Consider the following 15,396-nt stretch of genomic DNA (forward strand, 5'->3'; position numbering starts at 1 on the left):
AGTCATGGAAGTGAGAAAACCAGAAACGGCGCGACTGGCGCGTGAGACGACCCGGGAAAACCCCTGGCCGCTTAGCCGTCTGAGCGAAAATATGTGCAAATACGTCGACCGGGTCGATCCGACCTGGGTGGAAGCGCAAATCATCGAATACAACCAACGCCCCGGTAACCGGATGTCCTTTTTTGTGGCGAAGGACCTGGAAGCCGATATGTCTATGCAGGTCAAGGCGTTTGGTGGGGTGGTGGCTGCGGCCGGCTCGGCGTTGAGCGCCGGAGCGCGAGTGGTGATGCGGGTCAAGCCCGATTTCTACCTGAAAACCGGGTCGCTGTCCCTGATGGCCTCCGAGATTCACCCGGCTGGCCTGGGCGGGTTTCTCGAGCAGCTGGAACAGCTGAAACAAAAACTTGCCGCCGAGGGGATTTTTGCTCGGGAGCACAAGCAGTCTTTGCCGTTCCTCCCGCGGCGGGTCGGGCTTATCTGCGGGCATGCCGCCCGGGCGCAGGCCGATGTGATTGAAAACGCGACGCGGCGCTGGCCCCTGGTGCAATTCGAGATTCGTGAGGTCGCGGTGCAAGGGGAACGCTGTGCGGCGGAAGTCAGTGCGGCTATTGCTGAACTTGACTGCCTCGAAGGGGTTGACGTGATTGTCGTCACTCGCGGGGGTGGGGCACTGGAGGACCTGCTGGGATTCTCTGATGAGAGCGTGGTGCGAGCGGCTTTCGCGGCGCGCACTCCCATTGTTTCCGCTGTCGGCCACGAGGAGGACACTCCGCTGCTGGATTTTGTTGCGGACTTCCGCGCCTCCACCCCTACCGATGCGGGCAAGCGGATTGTCCCGGATTTGGCAGCTGAAATTGAGGGGTTGAACGGGGCGCGCTCCCGGATGACGGCACTCATTTCCAACCGTATTGAGCTGGGATTACGGGAACTTGACGCGATTCGCTCCCGGCCGGTCATGCAAAATCCGCTGGCCGCTCTGGACGAACGGCGCCGGGACATCAACCACGGTCTGGAAATCTTACGGTCGCGAGTGGCGGCGGTCCTCGCTAATCAGGCGCGTGACTTGGCGGCGGCTCGGGCTACCCTGCGAGCTATCTCGCCCCAGGCCACTTTGGAACGCGGGTATGCGGTGTTACGCAAACCCGACCAAACCGTAGTAACTGACGCTGGTGCAGTTCAGAAGGGCGACCTCCTGGAGGCCGTGTTGGCGCGCGGCTCCCTGGTCGCCACCGTTTTTGGCACCAACCCAAACACAGATGAAAGGTAACGAATCATGAGCGAAAAAAATGCTAAGCAAACCCCGGCTGACCCAGCGGGGAAGGGCGTGGCAGGCAACGAAGATGTCTCTGAGATGAGCTATGAGGCGGCTCGAGCCGAACTCATCGAAACCGTACAGGCTCTGGAAAACGCTGGGGCGCCCTTGGAGGACACTCTGAAACTGTGGGATCGCGGCGAGGCTCTGGCCTCACGCTGCCAAGACATCTTGGATGCTGCCCAAGCCAAGTTAAACGAGCGTATGGCCCCTGCCGGGGAGTGAGGCGAGGCAACCCCGATAACACCCTAGATAGGGACGCAGGTCTGATCCCTGCCGGGGATTGAGACAAGGCAGGGTGCCATCGCCAGGTGGCAGAACCCGGAGTATGGTTCCTGCCGGGGAGCGAAGCAAGGTAGGGCGGTCGAACGGGGCTACGCTCTGCAGATACGGAGTGTCTGGTGAGTTGTCTTGTTTGCCTTGGCTGAACGGGGCTAAGCTCTCACGGCTCGGAATGCCTGGTGCAGCGGTCGTACCGAACAGAAAGGGGGAAGGTATTACCAACAGGCCGTGTGATAAATCAAACGTGCCGAGATAAGACGTACAATGAGGTGTTTATCCGGTTGACATGGCGTCAAGCTCGTTGACGTGCTGTTTACTGGCTGGCGGGTCATGCTGGTTGTGGCCCGGCGTTCGCTGATTGGCGGTGGTTCGTTGGTTGACGGAAGCATTCGCTTGTTAGTTGACGAAGCACTGGCTGGTTGGCGGGTAATGGCGAGTTAGCGAGGCACTCACCGGTTGACATGGCGTCAATCTGGTTGGTGTGGTGTTTACCGGCTGGCGGGTCATGCGGGGTCATGCTGGTTGTGGCTCGGTGTTTGCTGACGGGTGAGTCCTCGTTCGGCTGGCGAGTTGCTCGCCAGCAGGATTGGGGTTTCCATCCAGCTGAGTTGAGGCACTAATCCGGTGAACGGAGCGCCGGAATCGGCCAATAATTTGCAGCGCAACCCTCTGTGAGAAAACTTGCGGGGGCGCTGGAGGTCGAAATACTACAGGAGAATAGCAGTGAATCGCAGGAAAAAGTTCGCGGCTTTCCTAGCTGCGGTAGCGGTGTCGATTTCGGGTTTAGGAGTGGTGTTGCCCGCGCAGGCTGCGCCGCCCGTGTCGCGAATTTTTGGAGCATCGCGCGTGGAAACCTCAGTAGAGATTGCGCGCCGGGCGTTTCCTTCCGGTGCGCCGGTTGCCTACGTGGCTTCGGCTCAATCCCTGGCTGACGCTTTGGCGGCCGGTTCCCTCACGGATGGCCCGGTTCTGCTCACTGACGCGAGGGTTTTGGCTGCACCGGTCGCGAATTATTTAGCCAGCTTGCGTCACGCCGGTTTGCAAAAAGTTATCCTTCTGGGTGGCGAGGGCGTGCTTGGCCCGCAGGTCGAACAGGCCATCACCTCTGACGGTCTTGCGACCGAGCGTCTGGCGGGAGCGGATCGACGCGAGACGGCTAACCTCATTGCCGCGCGGGCTTTTCCCGGCGGGTCGGATAGAGTTTATGTGACGGATGGATACGGCGCAGACGGTGCCGGATCTCCCGATGCGGTAGTTGGCGGTATGTTAACCGCCGGGCCAATCCTGTTTGGTTCCTCCGCTAAGGGTTTGACTCCGGCATCAGCGGCTGTGGTGGCTCGGGCGCATGAAAAAATCCAGCTCGGAGGGCGCAGCGTGGCCGGGTTCACCGCAACGTCCCAGCTGGCAGGCTCGGATCGCTTTGAGACAGCCGTAAAGGTTTCCGGGGCCTCCACCCAGCCTAAATCCCGAGTGTACCTGGCTAACGGGTTGAACTTCGTGGATGCCGTAGCGGGAGGAACATTGACGGACGGTATCATGCTGCTGACCCGCCCGGACACGATTCCCGAAGCGACCTGCCGGTACTTGATGGACCACCCTGAAGTCAACGATGTGGTGGCTCTGGGAGGGCCGGGAGCAATCGCAGATGCAGTGCTAAAAACCGAGGTCGCACAGTGTCGGTGGGGAAAGCATCCCACTACTGTGAACCCTTTGGCGGTCTATCCCCAGGTGGCGAACCAGTTTACCTACAGCCGAACCAGGGTTGCTTCCGGGCTGGGTTGGGGCAACCTGTACAGCATGGGCCTCTTGCGGTCTAACGGAAGTCAAGAGTTTGGGTATTTGGGGAATACCGGACAGCTGTGGTCGCACTTCGCTGACGGCCGCGGCGGGGTCACCGGGGCTCAGATGATTCTCTCCGATTTGAGCAGATACCCCGGCATTTTCACCGGGGTAGATTGGAATAATGACACCCGGGTAGACGTGTTGACGGTCGACCCCTCCGGGACCCTGCAGCTGCGCCGCGGTGATGGACATGGCGGCTTGTCTGAACCGGAAACCCGCGGCTCCGGATTCAACCGTTTCGCCTACTTATTCGCGATGCGCAACGGGATTAATGGAGCCCCCGCGGTGGTTGGATTGAGTTCCACCGGCCAGGTCACGCAGTTCCCGTTTAACTCGGATGGAACCCTGGGCAAGCCGGTCGAGTTGTCGGGGAACTTCGCCTACCTTTATCAGGCGTGGCCGGTGGAAGACCTGGACAAGAACGGTCGCACCGACCTGCTGATGAGGGACTTTGACGGGTGGTTGAGCGTTATCTTGCAAAACCCGAATGGCACTTTCAGCGAGCCATACCGCCTGGGTGTGTCCTCTCAGGATTTGAAAATGATGGCTCCCTGCGGTGCTTGGAACACACACACGTGTGTCTACGCACTAGATAGAGGCGGAAACTTATGGCAGTACACCATCGCCTACCATGGTTCCAACACCGGCTTTATCGAGGCGCCGGCTTCCTCGCCGGCACCAAGTGCCGCTAATTCGATACCAAATGCCGTGGATCCCGCACCAGTTTCGGGCGATTCCATTTCCGGTGACCCCAACTTCGACGCGGTGTTGCGGACTCTAGCTCAGCAGTATCCAGACTTAGGGAGTTTCCACAACTACATGTACACTCACTTCCGCTACCTGGGAGCTCACCACAAGCCGCATCCGGCCCCCGGTTTCGAGCTGCCTTACGGTATTGAAGCCTGGAACAACCAGGGTGGAAACTGTTACCGGTATGCGGCGATGACGATGTGGCATGCGCGAGCACTGGGATATAACGCCCAAGTCAGGGTGGGATACCTGAAAGCTAGGCGCGGCCTGGGTCCTCATGGATGGACGGAAATCATTGAAAACGGTCAAAGATATGTGATTGACGTGGAGCTGGGGCAAGCCTATGGGAAAACTATCTTTTATACGACCTACGCCGGCGCGCCGGTTTATTACTATGACGCTGCGGGTCAAAGGATCTACTAGCCTCGGTTAAAGTGTAAAAGGGTAGCGCAGAACTATGGTATTCGCCTCAATTGTGTTCCTCTCGGTGTTCTTGCCGGTGGTGTTCCTGGTACATCTGGTGTTCAGGCCAATCCAAGTGCGCAACCTGTGGCTGATTGCCGCCAGTCTGCTGTTTTATTCCTACGGTGAGCCGGTCTATGTGCTGCTGATGCTGGTTTCTTCCGTGTTTAACTGGGGGGTGGCCCTCGCCATCGGTGCCCCTCGCGCCAAGCCACTCAAGTCAACCGAACTATCCGATGATTCCAATAGCAAACCCGGTGAACCTGGCACCCCAAGGAACCCCGAAACCCGCCGCAAAATCCTTCTGACCCTGGCGGTTGTGCTGAATCTGGGAATGCTGGCGACATTTAAGTACGCCGCGATGATCGCCGACACGTTTGGTCTATTGCTGCACACCGACTTTAACCTGCCAGTATTGGCTTTGCCGATTGGGATTTCCTTTTATACGTTCCAGGCGCTGAGCTATGTCATCGATGTGTCGCGCGGCAAGTGCGCTCCCAACCGGAACTACTGTGATGTTTTGCTGTACATCGCGTTCTTTCCCCAGCTCATCGCCGGACCGATTGTCCGCTACCCCGACATTGCCCAGGCGCTGAGCAACCGGCATGCTACCAGCGAAGATATCGCCTTGGGGCTGCGGCGTTTCGTGGTGGGACTGTCAAAGAAAGTCATCATCGCCGACACACTGGCGGTGGTGGCGGACACGATTTACAACGCGCCCAGCACCGAAATCGATGCGGGTGCCGCGTGGCTGGCGGCGCTGGCGTTCATGCTCCAGATTTACTTCGACTTTTCCGGCTATTCCGACATGGCCATCGGCATGGCCCGTATGTTTGGTTTTCACTATCGCGAAAACTTTATCTACCCCTACGTGTCCCAATCTATCCGGGAGTTTTGGCGCCGTTGGCACCGCTCGCTGTCCTCCTGGTTTAAGGAATACCTTTATATTCCGTTGGGTGGCAACAGATTGGGCCGTCCGCGGGCGGTGATGAACAAGATTGTGGTGTTCCTGCTGTGTGGGCTGTGGCACGGGGCGGCGTGGACTTTCGTCGTTTGGGGGCTGGCTCACGGATTTTTCTTGCTGTTGGAAGAATACCTGCCGATTCAGCGCCTCCCGCGGATACTGCGTCATGTTTACGTCCTGCTGGTAGTCCTCCTAACTTTCGTACTGTTCCGAGCTGATACTTTCGGGCAAGCTGTGCTGATGTGGGGTCGTATGTTTGGGGCTCCCGGTGCAATACTGCCCGGCAGCCTGGCTCTGAGTTTGCTCGATCCGTTCACCGTGTGCGTTTTGGTGGGGGCACTCATCGCCATGACCCCGGTCACGCGACTGGTTGAGAAGGTCGCTCCCGCTCTAGTCGGTCCTGCGACGTCAGCAGAGACCACCCCCCGTCCCCCGGTCGTGTTTCGGCCGAGTGCGGTGACGTTTGTTGGAGCGTTCGTGCTGCTGGTATTCGATTTACTCCTGCTGGCTAGCGGGGGATATCATCCGTTTATTTATTTCAGGTTCTAGGGTTCTCGGGGTGAAAAATGAGCCAGAAAGACACTATCCAGCCAGCTGTAAACTCGGCGGACAGGCCTCGCGAAGCGGGAGCCGCCGGACGGTTCGCCCTGAAAAGCCTCGGTGAAAAGATTTTTGTGGCCCTAACGTTGCTGGTCATGGTGGTGCCGGCGGCCTCCGCGCTGACCCCTCTGCCGCGCTTCGCCGACCCCAGCGAGATTACTGCGGAAGACCCTGACGCTACCCACAAAGCATTCCCTTTGGGCCAGCTGAAACAGGCGGGAGATTACTTCGAGTCGCACTTCCCGGCCAGAGGTCCGATGATTAGCGCCACCGCCACTCTAAAATCGCGGCTGTTTCACACCGCGGCCAATAACCAAGTCATCATCGGGTCGGACGGCTGGTTGTATTATGCGGCTACCCTAGACGATTACCTGGGACGGCGCACCATGAGCGAACGTTCGGTGCGCAATGCGGCCCAGAACCTGAAGCTACTCAGTGACAACCTAGAATCCCGAGGGGTACAGCTGGTCGTAGCCATCGCGCCGAATAAAGCCACCCTGTACCCCGAGCATCTGCCGTCCCGGTATTTGCCGGGTAACCCCCAGGATTCAAACCTGCAGCGCCTGCAATCTCAACTCAAGGCGCTTTCCGTGAACTATGTGGACCTCGATTCCGTATTGCGTCAGGCAAAAGTGGCGACGCCAACCCTGCCGGGTGAGGGTCAGTCGGCAAAATCTGAACTGTATCAAAAAACCGACACCCACTGGGATTATCGGGGAGCTTGGGTGGCGGCCGACGCTATCGAGACTGCGCTGGGCACCGAGAACGTGGTGCGAACCCCGCGGTGGAAACCGGATCCGGGATTCACGGGCGATATTGCCCTGATGCTCACCCCTACCGGGGCGACTCCGGAACCGAACTGGGTCAGCGTGGATGCCAACGACGGGCCGGAATATACCGGCCGACTGTGGACCTTTGCCCACAGCGCTACCAGTGACGTTACCGCGGACTACTTTGCCACCAACGGTGTGGGCGCAGACACGCTGTTTGTGTTCCGAGATTCCTTCGGCAACTCCCTGGTGCCCATGTTTTCGCCCAGTTACGCGAAAACCTACTACTCAAAACTGGTGCCTTACGACATGGGGACCGCACTGTCCACCGGGGCGAAGGCCATCGTGATTGAACGCGCGCAGCGTCACCTGGATTTTTTCGCAACCGACCCGGCCGTCATCCCCTCCCTCTACGGGTCGCTGGCGAACTATCGAGTGAAAAGGCCGGAAACCGGCAATCCGGGGTTGGCTGGGGACAAACACGCCCAGCCGGGACAGAAAAACGTCGGGCGTACCGGCACCACGCCCGCGCCCACAGTCACCCCTGACGGCCCCTATCAGGTCATTTCCGGAGAAATCCCGGAATCCTTGCGTCAACCCGATGTGGCCGTCTATCTGCGGGCTATCCCGAAAAACGCCGCAGACTCGCAAAGTCTCCCAACGGTCTATCGCGGATATGATGTGACTACGAAGGCCAGCGACTTCGGGTATCGGTTTTTCCTGACCGATACGGACTTTGCGACCTATGGACGGATAGAAATGGTGGCGGTATCCGCAAAATTCGGTGGAAATGCTTATATATTTGCTAGCCTTCCGATGTAAGTCAGCGGAGAGGATGATTCATGAAGTTGTCTAGGATTGTTTCCGGTTTAGCCACCGCGGGGTGTGCGGGAGTGCTGGCTTTGACCATGACTGCTTGTGCGTCAGGAAACCAGCAAACCGCGCCGGAGCCGGTTAAGAAAACCGCTTCGGCAGCGCCGAGTGAGGCTCCGGCCGACGTCACCTTTGGAAAGACCGATTCGCAGCCGCTTCACGCCCAGTTCCGCAATGCTACGGGCAAGGTCATTACCTCCCTGAAGTTGTCACAAAACGGGGTCGCCACCAGTGATGAGCTGCTTATTTCAGGCGACCCGAACCTGGGGGTCGACAAGGTGGCGGAGGTCTTTTATGCTAAGCCCCTTTCAGAAGGGACCGCGTCTGACGGTTCGGGGGCACAAGTGGCGCTGAAGCCGGTTTATGTTCTCCAGGTGGTTTTCGAGGGCGGTAGCTCCGCCAGCGTTCCCGAGATTACTGATGAGGTTTTGTCCAAGAGCCGCGAGTTGCGGCTGAACTGGTCAGATGATGCCGGTGGATTTGTCTACCTCACGGGCCGGGACGCGAAAGGTCAGGATTTCAGTTTGTTGGACGCGGCTAAGGCAGCCAAGCAGGCGGCCGATGCCCAAGCTGCAGCCCAGGCCGCGGCTCAAGCTGCGGCTCAATCCGCGGCGCCGCAGCCTGCAAAGCCGCCCGCTCACGTTTCGCAGCCGGCTCGCCAGGCTCCTCAGCCGGCCCCGGCCGTTCCAGCGCCGCCAGTACCGGCTGCCCCGACCGCTCCGGCTCCGGCTGCTCCGGCCGTCCCGTCCGCGCCTGCTGGTGGGGTTGGACAAAGCGGGGACCGATGCGTGGACGATGTGATATTCAAATAGGCCCTATCGCGGAACGGTAAGCACAATGAATCTGTTTCTGCTGTTCATTGTCATCCTGGTGCTGTGGGGCGCCAGGATTCACCGGCACGGTGACAATTTCGAGGGATACCTCGATCACGATCACACCACTCGCATTAACGGGGTCTTTATCCTGATTGTGTTTTATGCCCACATCCGTTCCTACATGCCCTATAACCCGGCGTGGGACGGGGTGATGCACCACGTTGCCACGGGACTCGGTCAGCTGATGGTGGCTCTGTTCCTGTTCTATTCCGGGTTCGGAGTGGCGTATTCCCTGGTGCACAAGCCCGGTTATGTCCACACTATGCCGCTCAAGCGCGTGGCGGTGACCTGGGTGAACTTCGCTATCGCCCAGGTCTTGTTCATCATCATGAACCTGTCGCTGTCCCGCCCGTTCACCCCGGCACAGACCGCCTGGGCGTTCCTTGGCTGGAAGTCCATCGGTTCTTCCAGCTGGTACATTTTCGCGATTCTGGTGCTCTATGCCCTGACTTGGCTGGCGTTTAGCATTTTCCAGAACCACCCGTGGCTGGCTTTCATCCTGAACTGTGTCCTGGTGGGAGGCTTTACCGTGTTCATGTGGCATTTCAAAGGAAACGCCACCTACACCTACAACACGCTGTGCTGCTATCTGTTGGGCATGTGCTACTGCCTGGCCCGCGAGCACTTCGAGCGTGTCTACCGCCGTACCTGGGGTTACGTCTCCGCGTTACTCATAACGGCGGCGCTCTTTGTCCTCACCACTAAACTCGATTACTTGAGCTTCCTGGTGTTTGAACTCGAAGCCATGCTGTTTTGCCTCCTCGTCGTGCAAATCACGCTATTCATACAACTGAATAATCCCGTGCTGCACTGGTTTGGTAAACACCTGTTCTGGGTTTATGTGCTGCAGCGTTTGCCGATGCTGGCGTTGCGGGAACTCGGCATGGCTGATGCCGCTCCCTACGTTTACGCCCTGGTGTGCTTCGCGGCGACAGTGGGTCTGGCGTGGGTTATGGCGCGTCTCACCGCCCCGCTTGATGCGAAACTCGCCGCCTGGTCGAAAACCTGGGCGGAATATTGCACCAAACGAGAAAAACGAGAGAAAGAACTTAGCCCTGGTAAGGGTGAGTGTCCAGCACCTGAACCTTGATCTTCTTGCCGGTCGGCGCGACGTATTCCACGGTGTCGCCAGTCCGGTGACCAGCCAGGGCCACGCCGAGGGGAGCATCGGGGGAAAACACCTGAATATCCATCCCCTTGGCAGCATCGCGCGAACCCAGCAGGAACGTCATCTTTTTCGGTCCGACCTTTGCCTCCACTACGCTGCCCGGTCCGATAGTGCCATCGGCCGCGGCTTCGCCAACTTCGGCGTACTTGAGGATTTCTTGCAGTTCCAAGATGCGGGTTTCGTTTTGGGATTGTTCGTCACGAGCCGCGTGGTAGCCGCCGTTTTCTTTCAGGTCGCCCTCGCGGCGGGCCGCATCAATCTTCTTGGTGATTTCAGAGCGAATCGGGCCCGTGCGTTCGTCGAGCTCCGCTTGTAGACGGTCAAAAGACGCCTGGGTCATCCAGTTTTTTTTCGCTTCTTCAGCCATAATCGTCTCCTTGAAAGATTAAAAGATTAGCGCCTGCGTCAGGCGAGAAAGCTAGCTTGTTTCAAAAATCAGCCGCAACGCAAGCGCTCATTACTTTACCAGATATTAAAACCAAGTAAAACGCTGGAAAAAACGAACACAACCCGGCAATAGACCGCTGCTGCAAGGAAACCCGAACCACCGGCCTTGTGAACCCCTAACCGAGAATGGCGAAATAGGCCGCAACGCAGTGACACGCCCAGGCCGCGACAGTCCAAGCGTGGAAAAACTCGTGGAACCCAAAAACGTCCGGATCGGGGTTAGGCCATTTTGTGGCATAAACAACCGCTCCGACCGTATAGGCCAAACCGCCCGCGACCAGCATCCAAAAGGCGGGCAGGGAAGCCGCGTAGAGCTCGGGGAAATACATCAAAGCGACCCAGCCCAAAACCACGTAGAGAATCGTGTTGACCCAACGGGGAGCGTGAGGCCAAATCAAAGACGTGGCAATCCCGAGAACGGCTCCCACCCAGACTACTGAAAGCAAAATGACTCTATCGCGCCCTGCCAGCAGACCGAACGAGATAGGTGTGTACGTGCCGGCAATCAACAGGAAAATATTGGCGTGATCGAAACGGCGCAAGATTGCGTCCACCGATTTAGGCCACGAACCCATGTGGTACACGGCGCTCATCGCAAACAGCACCAGGGAAGCCAACATGTAAACGACGCACGCAAATTTTAGGGATTTCGGTGCCAACACCAGCAACACGATAGAAGCCGCCATAGACAGCGGAGTGGCCACCGTGTGAATCCATCCTCGCAGGGCGGGTTTGCGGCGCATTGCTTTCCAATCCCAACGTTGGAAGGTGTAGGGCCGCCCGGTGCGAGGATTAACCAGACGCGGCATCAGCGTCCGGCCAGATTTCACACCCATAACGTTCCCCCGTTCAGCTTGCCCAACCCGCGCCAGTCAGGATGGGCAAGTTATGCATTTAAATGTTTTAAACTGATTATGTGAGCAGCTCCGTGAAAAAGTCAAAGCCTGGAATCCTCTACCGGATTTATGCCAGACGTTTGATTCGTGAAATTAATCCGGCAGGAGTGCCGCGACATATCGGCATTATCCTGGACGGAAACCGGCGTTGGGCGAAAGCGGAAGGTGCTCCGGCGACCCGTGGGCACCAGCGCGGAGCTCTGAAAATCACTGAAGTGTTGCAGTGGTGTGAGGAATGGCCGGTCAAAGTCGTGACCTTGTGGATGCTCTCGATTGACAACTTGGGTCGGAAAGCCGCGGAGCTCCAGCCCTTGCAAGACGTCATCGGCCATACCGTACAAGGTTTACAGGCTTCGGGTCGATACCAATTGCGAGTGTTGGGCGACACATCCCTGCTGGATCCGGGCCTGGCCGCAATCCTGCGTGCGGCTAACGGAACCGGACCGGAAAATGCGCTGGTGGTGAATATCGCCGTCGCTTATGGGGGACGTCAGGAAATCGTCAACGCCGTGCGGGAATACCTCAACGAAGCGGCTGAAAAGGGGGAAACCCTGGCAGAGGTGACTGATCAAATTCGTCTGGAGGACATCGAAGCTCACCTGTACACCAAGGGGCAACCGGACCCTGACCTGGTAATTCGCACTTCGGGGGAGCAGCGTCTCAGTGGATTTTTGCTGTGGCAAAGCGCGAATTCCGAGTTCTACTTTTGTGAAACGTATTGGCCGAGCTTCCGCAAGGTCGACTTCCTGCGTGCCCTGCGTGACTACGGAAATCGGGAACGTCGCCTGGGAAAGTGAACCCCGTTGCCTCAGCGGGACAAATTACAAAATGTAAGAACCTCGTAAAACCGGCGCTTTAGCACGCTCGAACCCCGTGCCATTGATAAGGTCAAAACATGGCTACCCCTGCGCGCACCTATGTGCTTGATACGTCCGTGTTGTTGTCCGATCCGAAGGCCTTGCTGAAGTTTGCCGAGCACCAGGTCGTTTTGCCGGTGGTGGTCATCACCGAGTTAGAGAAAAAGCGTCATGATCCAGAGCTGGGATATTTCGCCCGTAAAGCGCTGCACCTGCTCGACGATTTGCGTATCGCCAACGGTCGGCTCGATCAGCCCGTTCCGGTTGGTTCACAAGGGGGGACCGTGCGGGTGGAGTTGAACTCTATCGATGACTCGGTGCTACCCTCCGGGATGCGCCTGGGCGACAATGACACGAAGATTCTGGCGGTCGCTGCCAATCTGGCGAAAACCGGGGCGGACGTGACAGTCGTGTCCAAAGACCTGCCGATGCGGGTCAAAGCGTCCTCTATCGGCTTGGACGCTGATGTGTACCGTAACCCGCTGTCGAGTGCAGACACCTATCGCGGGGTCATTCGCGGCGAGATGAGCGAACAGGACATGTCCCGGCTCTATCAGGACGGCGCGGTGGAGTTCGACACGATTGTGCTGACGAACGACCCGGGGGATGAAGAAAACGATGTCGCGACTTATAGCAACGACCCGACGAGCCTGGTGAACGAGGAAGACAACAGCGTCGACTTCGAAGAACCCGAAATCCCCTCGCTGGAGGACCAACCCGTCCATACCGGAATTATCTTGAGTTCCCCGCGAGGCTCTGCCCTGGCCACCATCTGGGGTGACAATCAGGTGCACCTGGTGCGCACGGATCGGGAACTGTTCGGTGTGAAAGGGCGTTCCGCCGAGCAGCGTATCGCGATGGATCACCTGGTCAACCCGGAAATTGGGATTGTGTCCCTGGGTGGGCGGGCCGGCACTGGCAAGTCGGCTCTGGCTTTGGCGGCCGGGTTGGACGCGGTGGTGGAACGTCACGAGCACCGCAAGATTGTCGTGTTCCGTCCCATTTACGCGGTCGGGGGGCAGAGCTTGGGCTACTTGCCGGGCAGCGGTGAAGAGAAGATGGATCCGTGGGCGCAAGCCGTGTTCGACACCCTGTCTTCGATTGTGGCTCCGGAAGTTGTTGACGAGGTGGTGGCACGCGGCCTGCTGGAGGTGCTGCCGCTGACCCACATTCGCGGTCGTTCCTTGCATGACGCGTTCGTGATTGTTGACGAGGCACAGTCCCTGGAGCGCAACGTGTTGCTGACGGTGCTGTCGCGTATGGGTCAGAACGCCAAAATTGTGCTGACTCATGACGTTTCGCAGCGCGATAACCTGCGGGTGGGACGCTATGACGGTATTGCCGCGGTCATCGAAGATTTGAAAGGCTCGTCCCTGTTCGCCCACACGACCCTGATTCGTTCGGAACGCAGCGCCATCGCGGATTTGGTCACCAGCCTGCTTGATTATTGAGTCGCCGCACCCCCAATCGCACTCCGACAATCGCCGCGCTTTCGTGCGGCACTCCCCTTGAGTGCGCCAATTAGGGACAAATTGTGTTGATTTTTGGCGGTTTCGGGTGTTGATGCCGCGGCAATTTGCTCCTGAATGCTAGTTTGATACCCGTGCGTGATGACGAAAACCCGCAAAATCTCCCGTTTCCTCCGGAGGCGCAATCTTTGCTGATGCGTTCAGCCATCGCTGCTGCGCTCGCTTCCAAGCGCTTGGCGGAGGAAAAGGGCGTGTTCCGGCTGACTCCCTCGGAATGGGCTGAACTAGAGGCGTCCTCGCGTCCTTGATTTGCCGCTGCTATTCCTTAGCTGTGAGCCGAGGGGTCAAAAGTTCAGATGATTTGCTAGACTGAATCTGCGCGCGCCGCGCAATTCCGATATTTAGAGGACAACGATAGAACAATGCCTGCGATAGTAGTTTTGGGAGCCCAGTGGGGCGATGAAGGTAAAGGAAAAGCAACTGATCAGCTGGCCAAAGACGTGGATTTTTCGGTCAAATATAATGGTGGTAACAACGCTGGTCACACCGTGGTGGTTCGTGGTGAAAAGTTTGCGCTGCACCTGCTGCCTACCGGCATCCTGTCTCCGCGCGTGACTCCGGTTATCGGCAACGGCACCGTCATTGACCCGAAAGTTTTGTTCCAGGAAATCGACGACTTGGAGAAGCGGGGCGTGCCCTGCGACCGACTGCTCATCTCCAGCCGAGCCCATGTCATCACACCTTTTGCCATTGCCATAGACCGTTCTTCTGAACAGTACCGTGGCCCCCGCAAAATCGGCACGACCGGGCGAGGGATTGGCCCGACCTATGCCGAAAAAATGTACCGGATTGGAATCCAAGTCCAAGACCTGTTCGACCCCGAAATTTTGGGCGAAAAAGTCACCGCCATGTCCGAAATCCTAAAGAGCATTTCGCAAGACTGGTCCCATGCTGAACCAATCGATCCTATTGAAGTCACCCAGGAACTGCTGTCCTACACGGAGCGACTGCGCCCGATGGTGGCGAACACGTCTCTGGTGTTGAATAACGCGCTGGATGAAAAGCGCGTGGTGCTATTCGAGGGCGGTCAAGCGACCATGCTGGACATCGACCACGGCACCTACCCTTACGTCACTTCGTCGAACTGCACCGCGGGTGGAGCCTGCACCGGTACCGGTATCGGCCCGACTCGCATCGACCGGGTGGTGGGGGTTATGAAAGCCTACACGACCCGCGTGGGCGAAGGGCCCTTCCCGACCGAACTGACTGATGCAACTGGTGAACAGCTGCGGACACTCGGTTCAGAATACGGGGCTACGACGGGACGTCCGCGCCGTACCGGCTGGTTTGACGCGGTGGTAGTGCGTTACGCCGTGCGCGTCAACGGTCTGACCGACCTGGTGATGACGAAACTGGACGTCATGTCCGAGTTTGACAAGATTCCGGTCTGTGTGGGCTACGAAACCCCGCGCGGACGTACCGACCAGATGCCCGACTATTCGGTCGACTTTGCTGCGTCCCGCCCGATTTACGAAGAAGTCCCCGGCTGGAAAGGCGAGGACATCAGCGGCATCACCGACTTCCGGAAGCTCCCCAAGGCGGCGCAGGATTACGTTGCTTACCTGGAGGACAAGGTGGGTTGCCGCATCTCCGTCATCGGTACGGGGGCTTCGCGCGAAGACGCGATTGTGCGTTACACCCTCATCTAACTTCGTTTTGCGGTTTCCTTTTTCCGTTTTCCCTGCTAAAAAGCGCGGGTGGGAGGTCTCTCGGTGCGCCGTGGTCGGGGTGGTGGTTCCCCACCAGGAACCTGCAGCGTTCCGGGTAAT

At 58.2% G+C, this 15,396-nt stretch carries 14 protein-coding genes; 12 read left to right on the plus strand and 2 right to left on the minus strand.

All coding sequences use genetic code 11. The features are described 5' to 3' along the window. The first annotated feature begins 4 nt into the window (after positions 1-4). The 8 genes from xseA (at position 5) to Q0V70_RS04455 (ending at position 9,820) form a co-directional block, all read left to right on the plus strand. Positions 5-1,267, plus strand: coding sequence for an exodeoxyribonuclease VII large subunit (gene xseA, locus Q0V70_RS04420; RefSeq protein ID WP_297588853.1), 1,263 nt, complete (start codon positions 5-7; stop codon positions 1,265-1,267). Between the two features lie 6 nt (positions 1,268-1,273). Then, positions 1,274-1,537, plus strand: a complete 264-nt coding sequence (locus Q0V70_RS04425) for an exodeoxyribonuclease VII small subunit (protein ID WP_297588856.1) — start codon at positions 1,274-1,276, stop codon at positions 1,535-1,537. A gap of 363 nt (positions 1,538-1,900) precedes the next feature. Continuing rightward, positions 1,901-2,035, plus strand: coding sequence for a hypothetical protein (locus Q0V70_RS04430; RefSeq protein WP_297588858.1), 135 nt, complete (start codon positions 1,901-1,903; stop codon positions 2,033-2,035). A 282-nt stretch (positions 2,036-2,317) separates the two neighbouring features. Continuing rightward, the gene (locus tag Q0V70_RS04435; RefSeq protein WP_297588861.1) at positions 2,318-4,609 is read left to right on the plus strand and encodes a cell wall-binding repeat-containing protein; all 2,292 of its coding nucleotides are present in this window, start codon (positions 2,318-2,320) and stop codon (positions 4,607-4,609) included. A gap of 34 nt (positions 4,610-4,643) precedes the next feature. After that, on the plus strand, positions 4,644-6,161 hold the full coding sequence (locus Q0V70_RS04440) for an MBOAT family protein (RefSeq protein ID WP_297588864.1): 1,518 nt from the start codon (positions 4,644-4,646) through the stop codon (positions 6,159-6,161). 17 nt (positions 6,162-6,178) lie between these two features. After that, complete coding sequence (locus tag Q0V70_RS04445; RefSeq protein ID WP_297588867.1) at positions 6,179-7,804, plus strand: alginate O-acetyltransferase AlgX-related protein; 1,626 nt, start codon at positions 6,179-6,181, stop codon at positions 7,802-7,804. A 20-nt stretch (positions 7,805-7,824) separates the two neighbouring features. Continuing rightward, positions 7,825-8,667 (plus strand): hypothetical protein, encoded by an 843-nt coding sequence (locus Q0V70_RS04450; RefSeq protein ID WP_297588870.1) that lies wholly within the window; start codon positions 7,825-7,827, stop codon positions 8,665-8,667. A gap of 25 nt (positions 8,668-8,692) precedes the next feature. Continuing rightward, positions 8,693-9,820 (plus strand): acyltransferase, encoded by a 1,128-nt coding sequence (locus Q0V70_RS04455; RefSeq protein WP_297588873.1) that lies wholly within the window; start codon positions 8,693-8,695, stop codon positions 9,818-9,820. On the opposite strand, the gene greA is transcribed toward Q0V70_RS04455, so the two are convergent. Next, on the minus strand, positions 9,780-10,265 hold the full coding sequence (greA, locus tag Q0V70_RS04460) for a transcription elongation factor GreA (protein WP_282922546.1): 486 nt from the start codon (positions 10,263-10,265) through the stop codon (positions 9,780-9,782). The two genes, Q0V70_RS04455 and greA, sit on opposite strands and share 41 nt — an antisense overlap. Positions 10,266-10,461: 196 nt before the next feature. Next, positions 10,462-11,154, minus strand: coding sequence for a hemolysin III family protein (locus Q0V70_RS04465; protein WP_297589189.1), 693 nt, complete (start codon positions 11,152-11,154; stop codon positions 10,462-10,464). A gap of 107 nt (positions 11,155-11,261) precedes the next feature. Here Q0V70_RS04465 and uppS point away from each other — a divergent pair, with 107 nt between their 5' ends. From uppS to Q0V70_RS04485, 4 genes are all read left to right on the plus strand, one after another. Next, positions 11,262-12,038, plus strand: a complete 777-nt coding sequence (gene uppS / locus Q0V70_RS04470; RefSeq protein ID WP_297588876.1) for a polyprenyl diphosphate synthase — start codon at positions 11,262-11,264, stop codon at positions 12,036-12,038. Between the two features lie 98 nt (positions 12,039-12,136). Then, on the plus strand, positions 12,137-13,549 hold the full coding sequence (locus Q0V70_RS04475) for a PhoH family protein (RefSeq protein WP_297588878.1): 1,413 nt from the start codon (positions 12,137-12,139) through the stop codon (positions 13,547-13,549). Between the two features lie 152 nt (positions 13,550-13,701). Then, positions 13,702-13,875, plus strand: coding sequence for a hypothetical protein (locus Q0V70_RS04480; protein WP_004007695.1), 174 nt, complete (start codon positions 13,702-13,704; stop codon positions 13,873-13,875). Positions 13,876-13,989: 114 nt separating this feature from the next. Continuing rightward, positions 13,990-15,276, plus strand: coding sequence for an adenylosuccinate synthase (locus tag Q0V70_RS04485; protein ID WP_297588880.1), 1,287 nt, complete (start codon positions 13,990-13,992; stop codon positions 15,274-15,276). Positions 15,277-15,396 lie beyond the last annotated feature (120 nt).

The sequence above is a fragment of the uncultured Mobiluncus sp. genome, from assembly GCF_947087965.1.
In the GTDB taxonomy this organism is placed as follows: domain Bacteria; phylum Actinomycetota; class Actinomycetes; order Actinomycetales; family Actinomycetaceae; genus Mobiluncus.

Excerpts from the sequence above, each read along its gene's own strand:
- xseA (WP_297588853.1), top strand. The coding sequence starts at position 5 with ATGGAAGTGAGAAAACCAGAAACGGCGCGACTGGCGCGTGAGACGACC.
- Q0V70_RS04425 (WP_297588856.1), top strand. The coding sequence starts at position 1,274 with ATGAGCGAAAAAAATGCTAAGCAAACCCCGGCTGACCCAGCGGGGAAG.
- Q0V70_RS04440 (WP_297588864.1), top strand. The coding sequence starts at position 4,644 with ATGGTATTCGCCTCAATTGTGTTCCTCTCGGTGTTCTTGCCGGTGGTG.
- Q0V70_RS04445 (WP_297588867.1), top strand. The coding sequence starts at position 6,179 with ATGAGCCAGAAAGACACTATCCAGCCAGCTGTAAACTCGGCGGACAGG.
- Q0V70_RS04450 (WP_297588870.1), top strand. The coding sequence starts at position 7,825 with ATGAAGTTGTCTAGGATTGTTTCCGGTTTAGCCACCGCGGGGTGTGCG.
- Q0V70_RS04455 (WP_297588873.1), top strand. The coding sequence starts at position 8,693 with ATGAATCTGTTTCTGCTGTTCATTGTCATCCTGGTGCTGTGGGGCGCC.
- greA (WP_282922546.1), bottom strand. The coding sequence starts at position 10,265 with ATGGCTGAAGAAGCGAAAAAAAACTGGATGACCCAGGCGTCTTTTGAC.
- Q0V70_RS04465 (WP_297589189.1), bottom strand. The coding sequence starts at position 11,154 with ATGCCGCGTCTGGTTAATCCTCGCACCGGGCGGCCCTACACCTTCCAA.
- Q0V70_RS04475 (WP_297588878.1), top strand. The coding sequence starts at position 12,137 with ATGGCTACCCCTGCGCGCACCTATGTGCTTGATACGTCCGTGTTGTTG.
- Q0V70_RS04485 (WP_297588880.1), top strand. The coding sequence starts at position 13,990 with ATGCCTGCGATAGTAGTTTTGGGAGCCCAGTGGGGCGATGAAGGTAAA.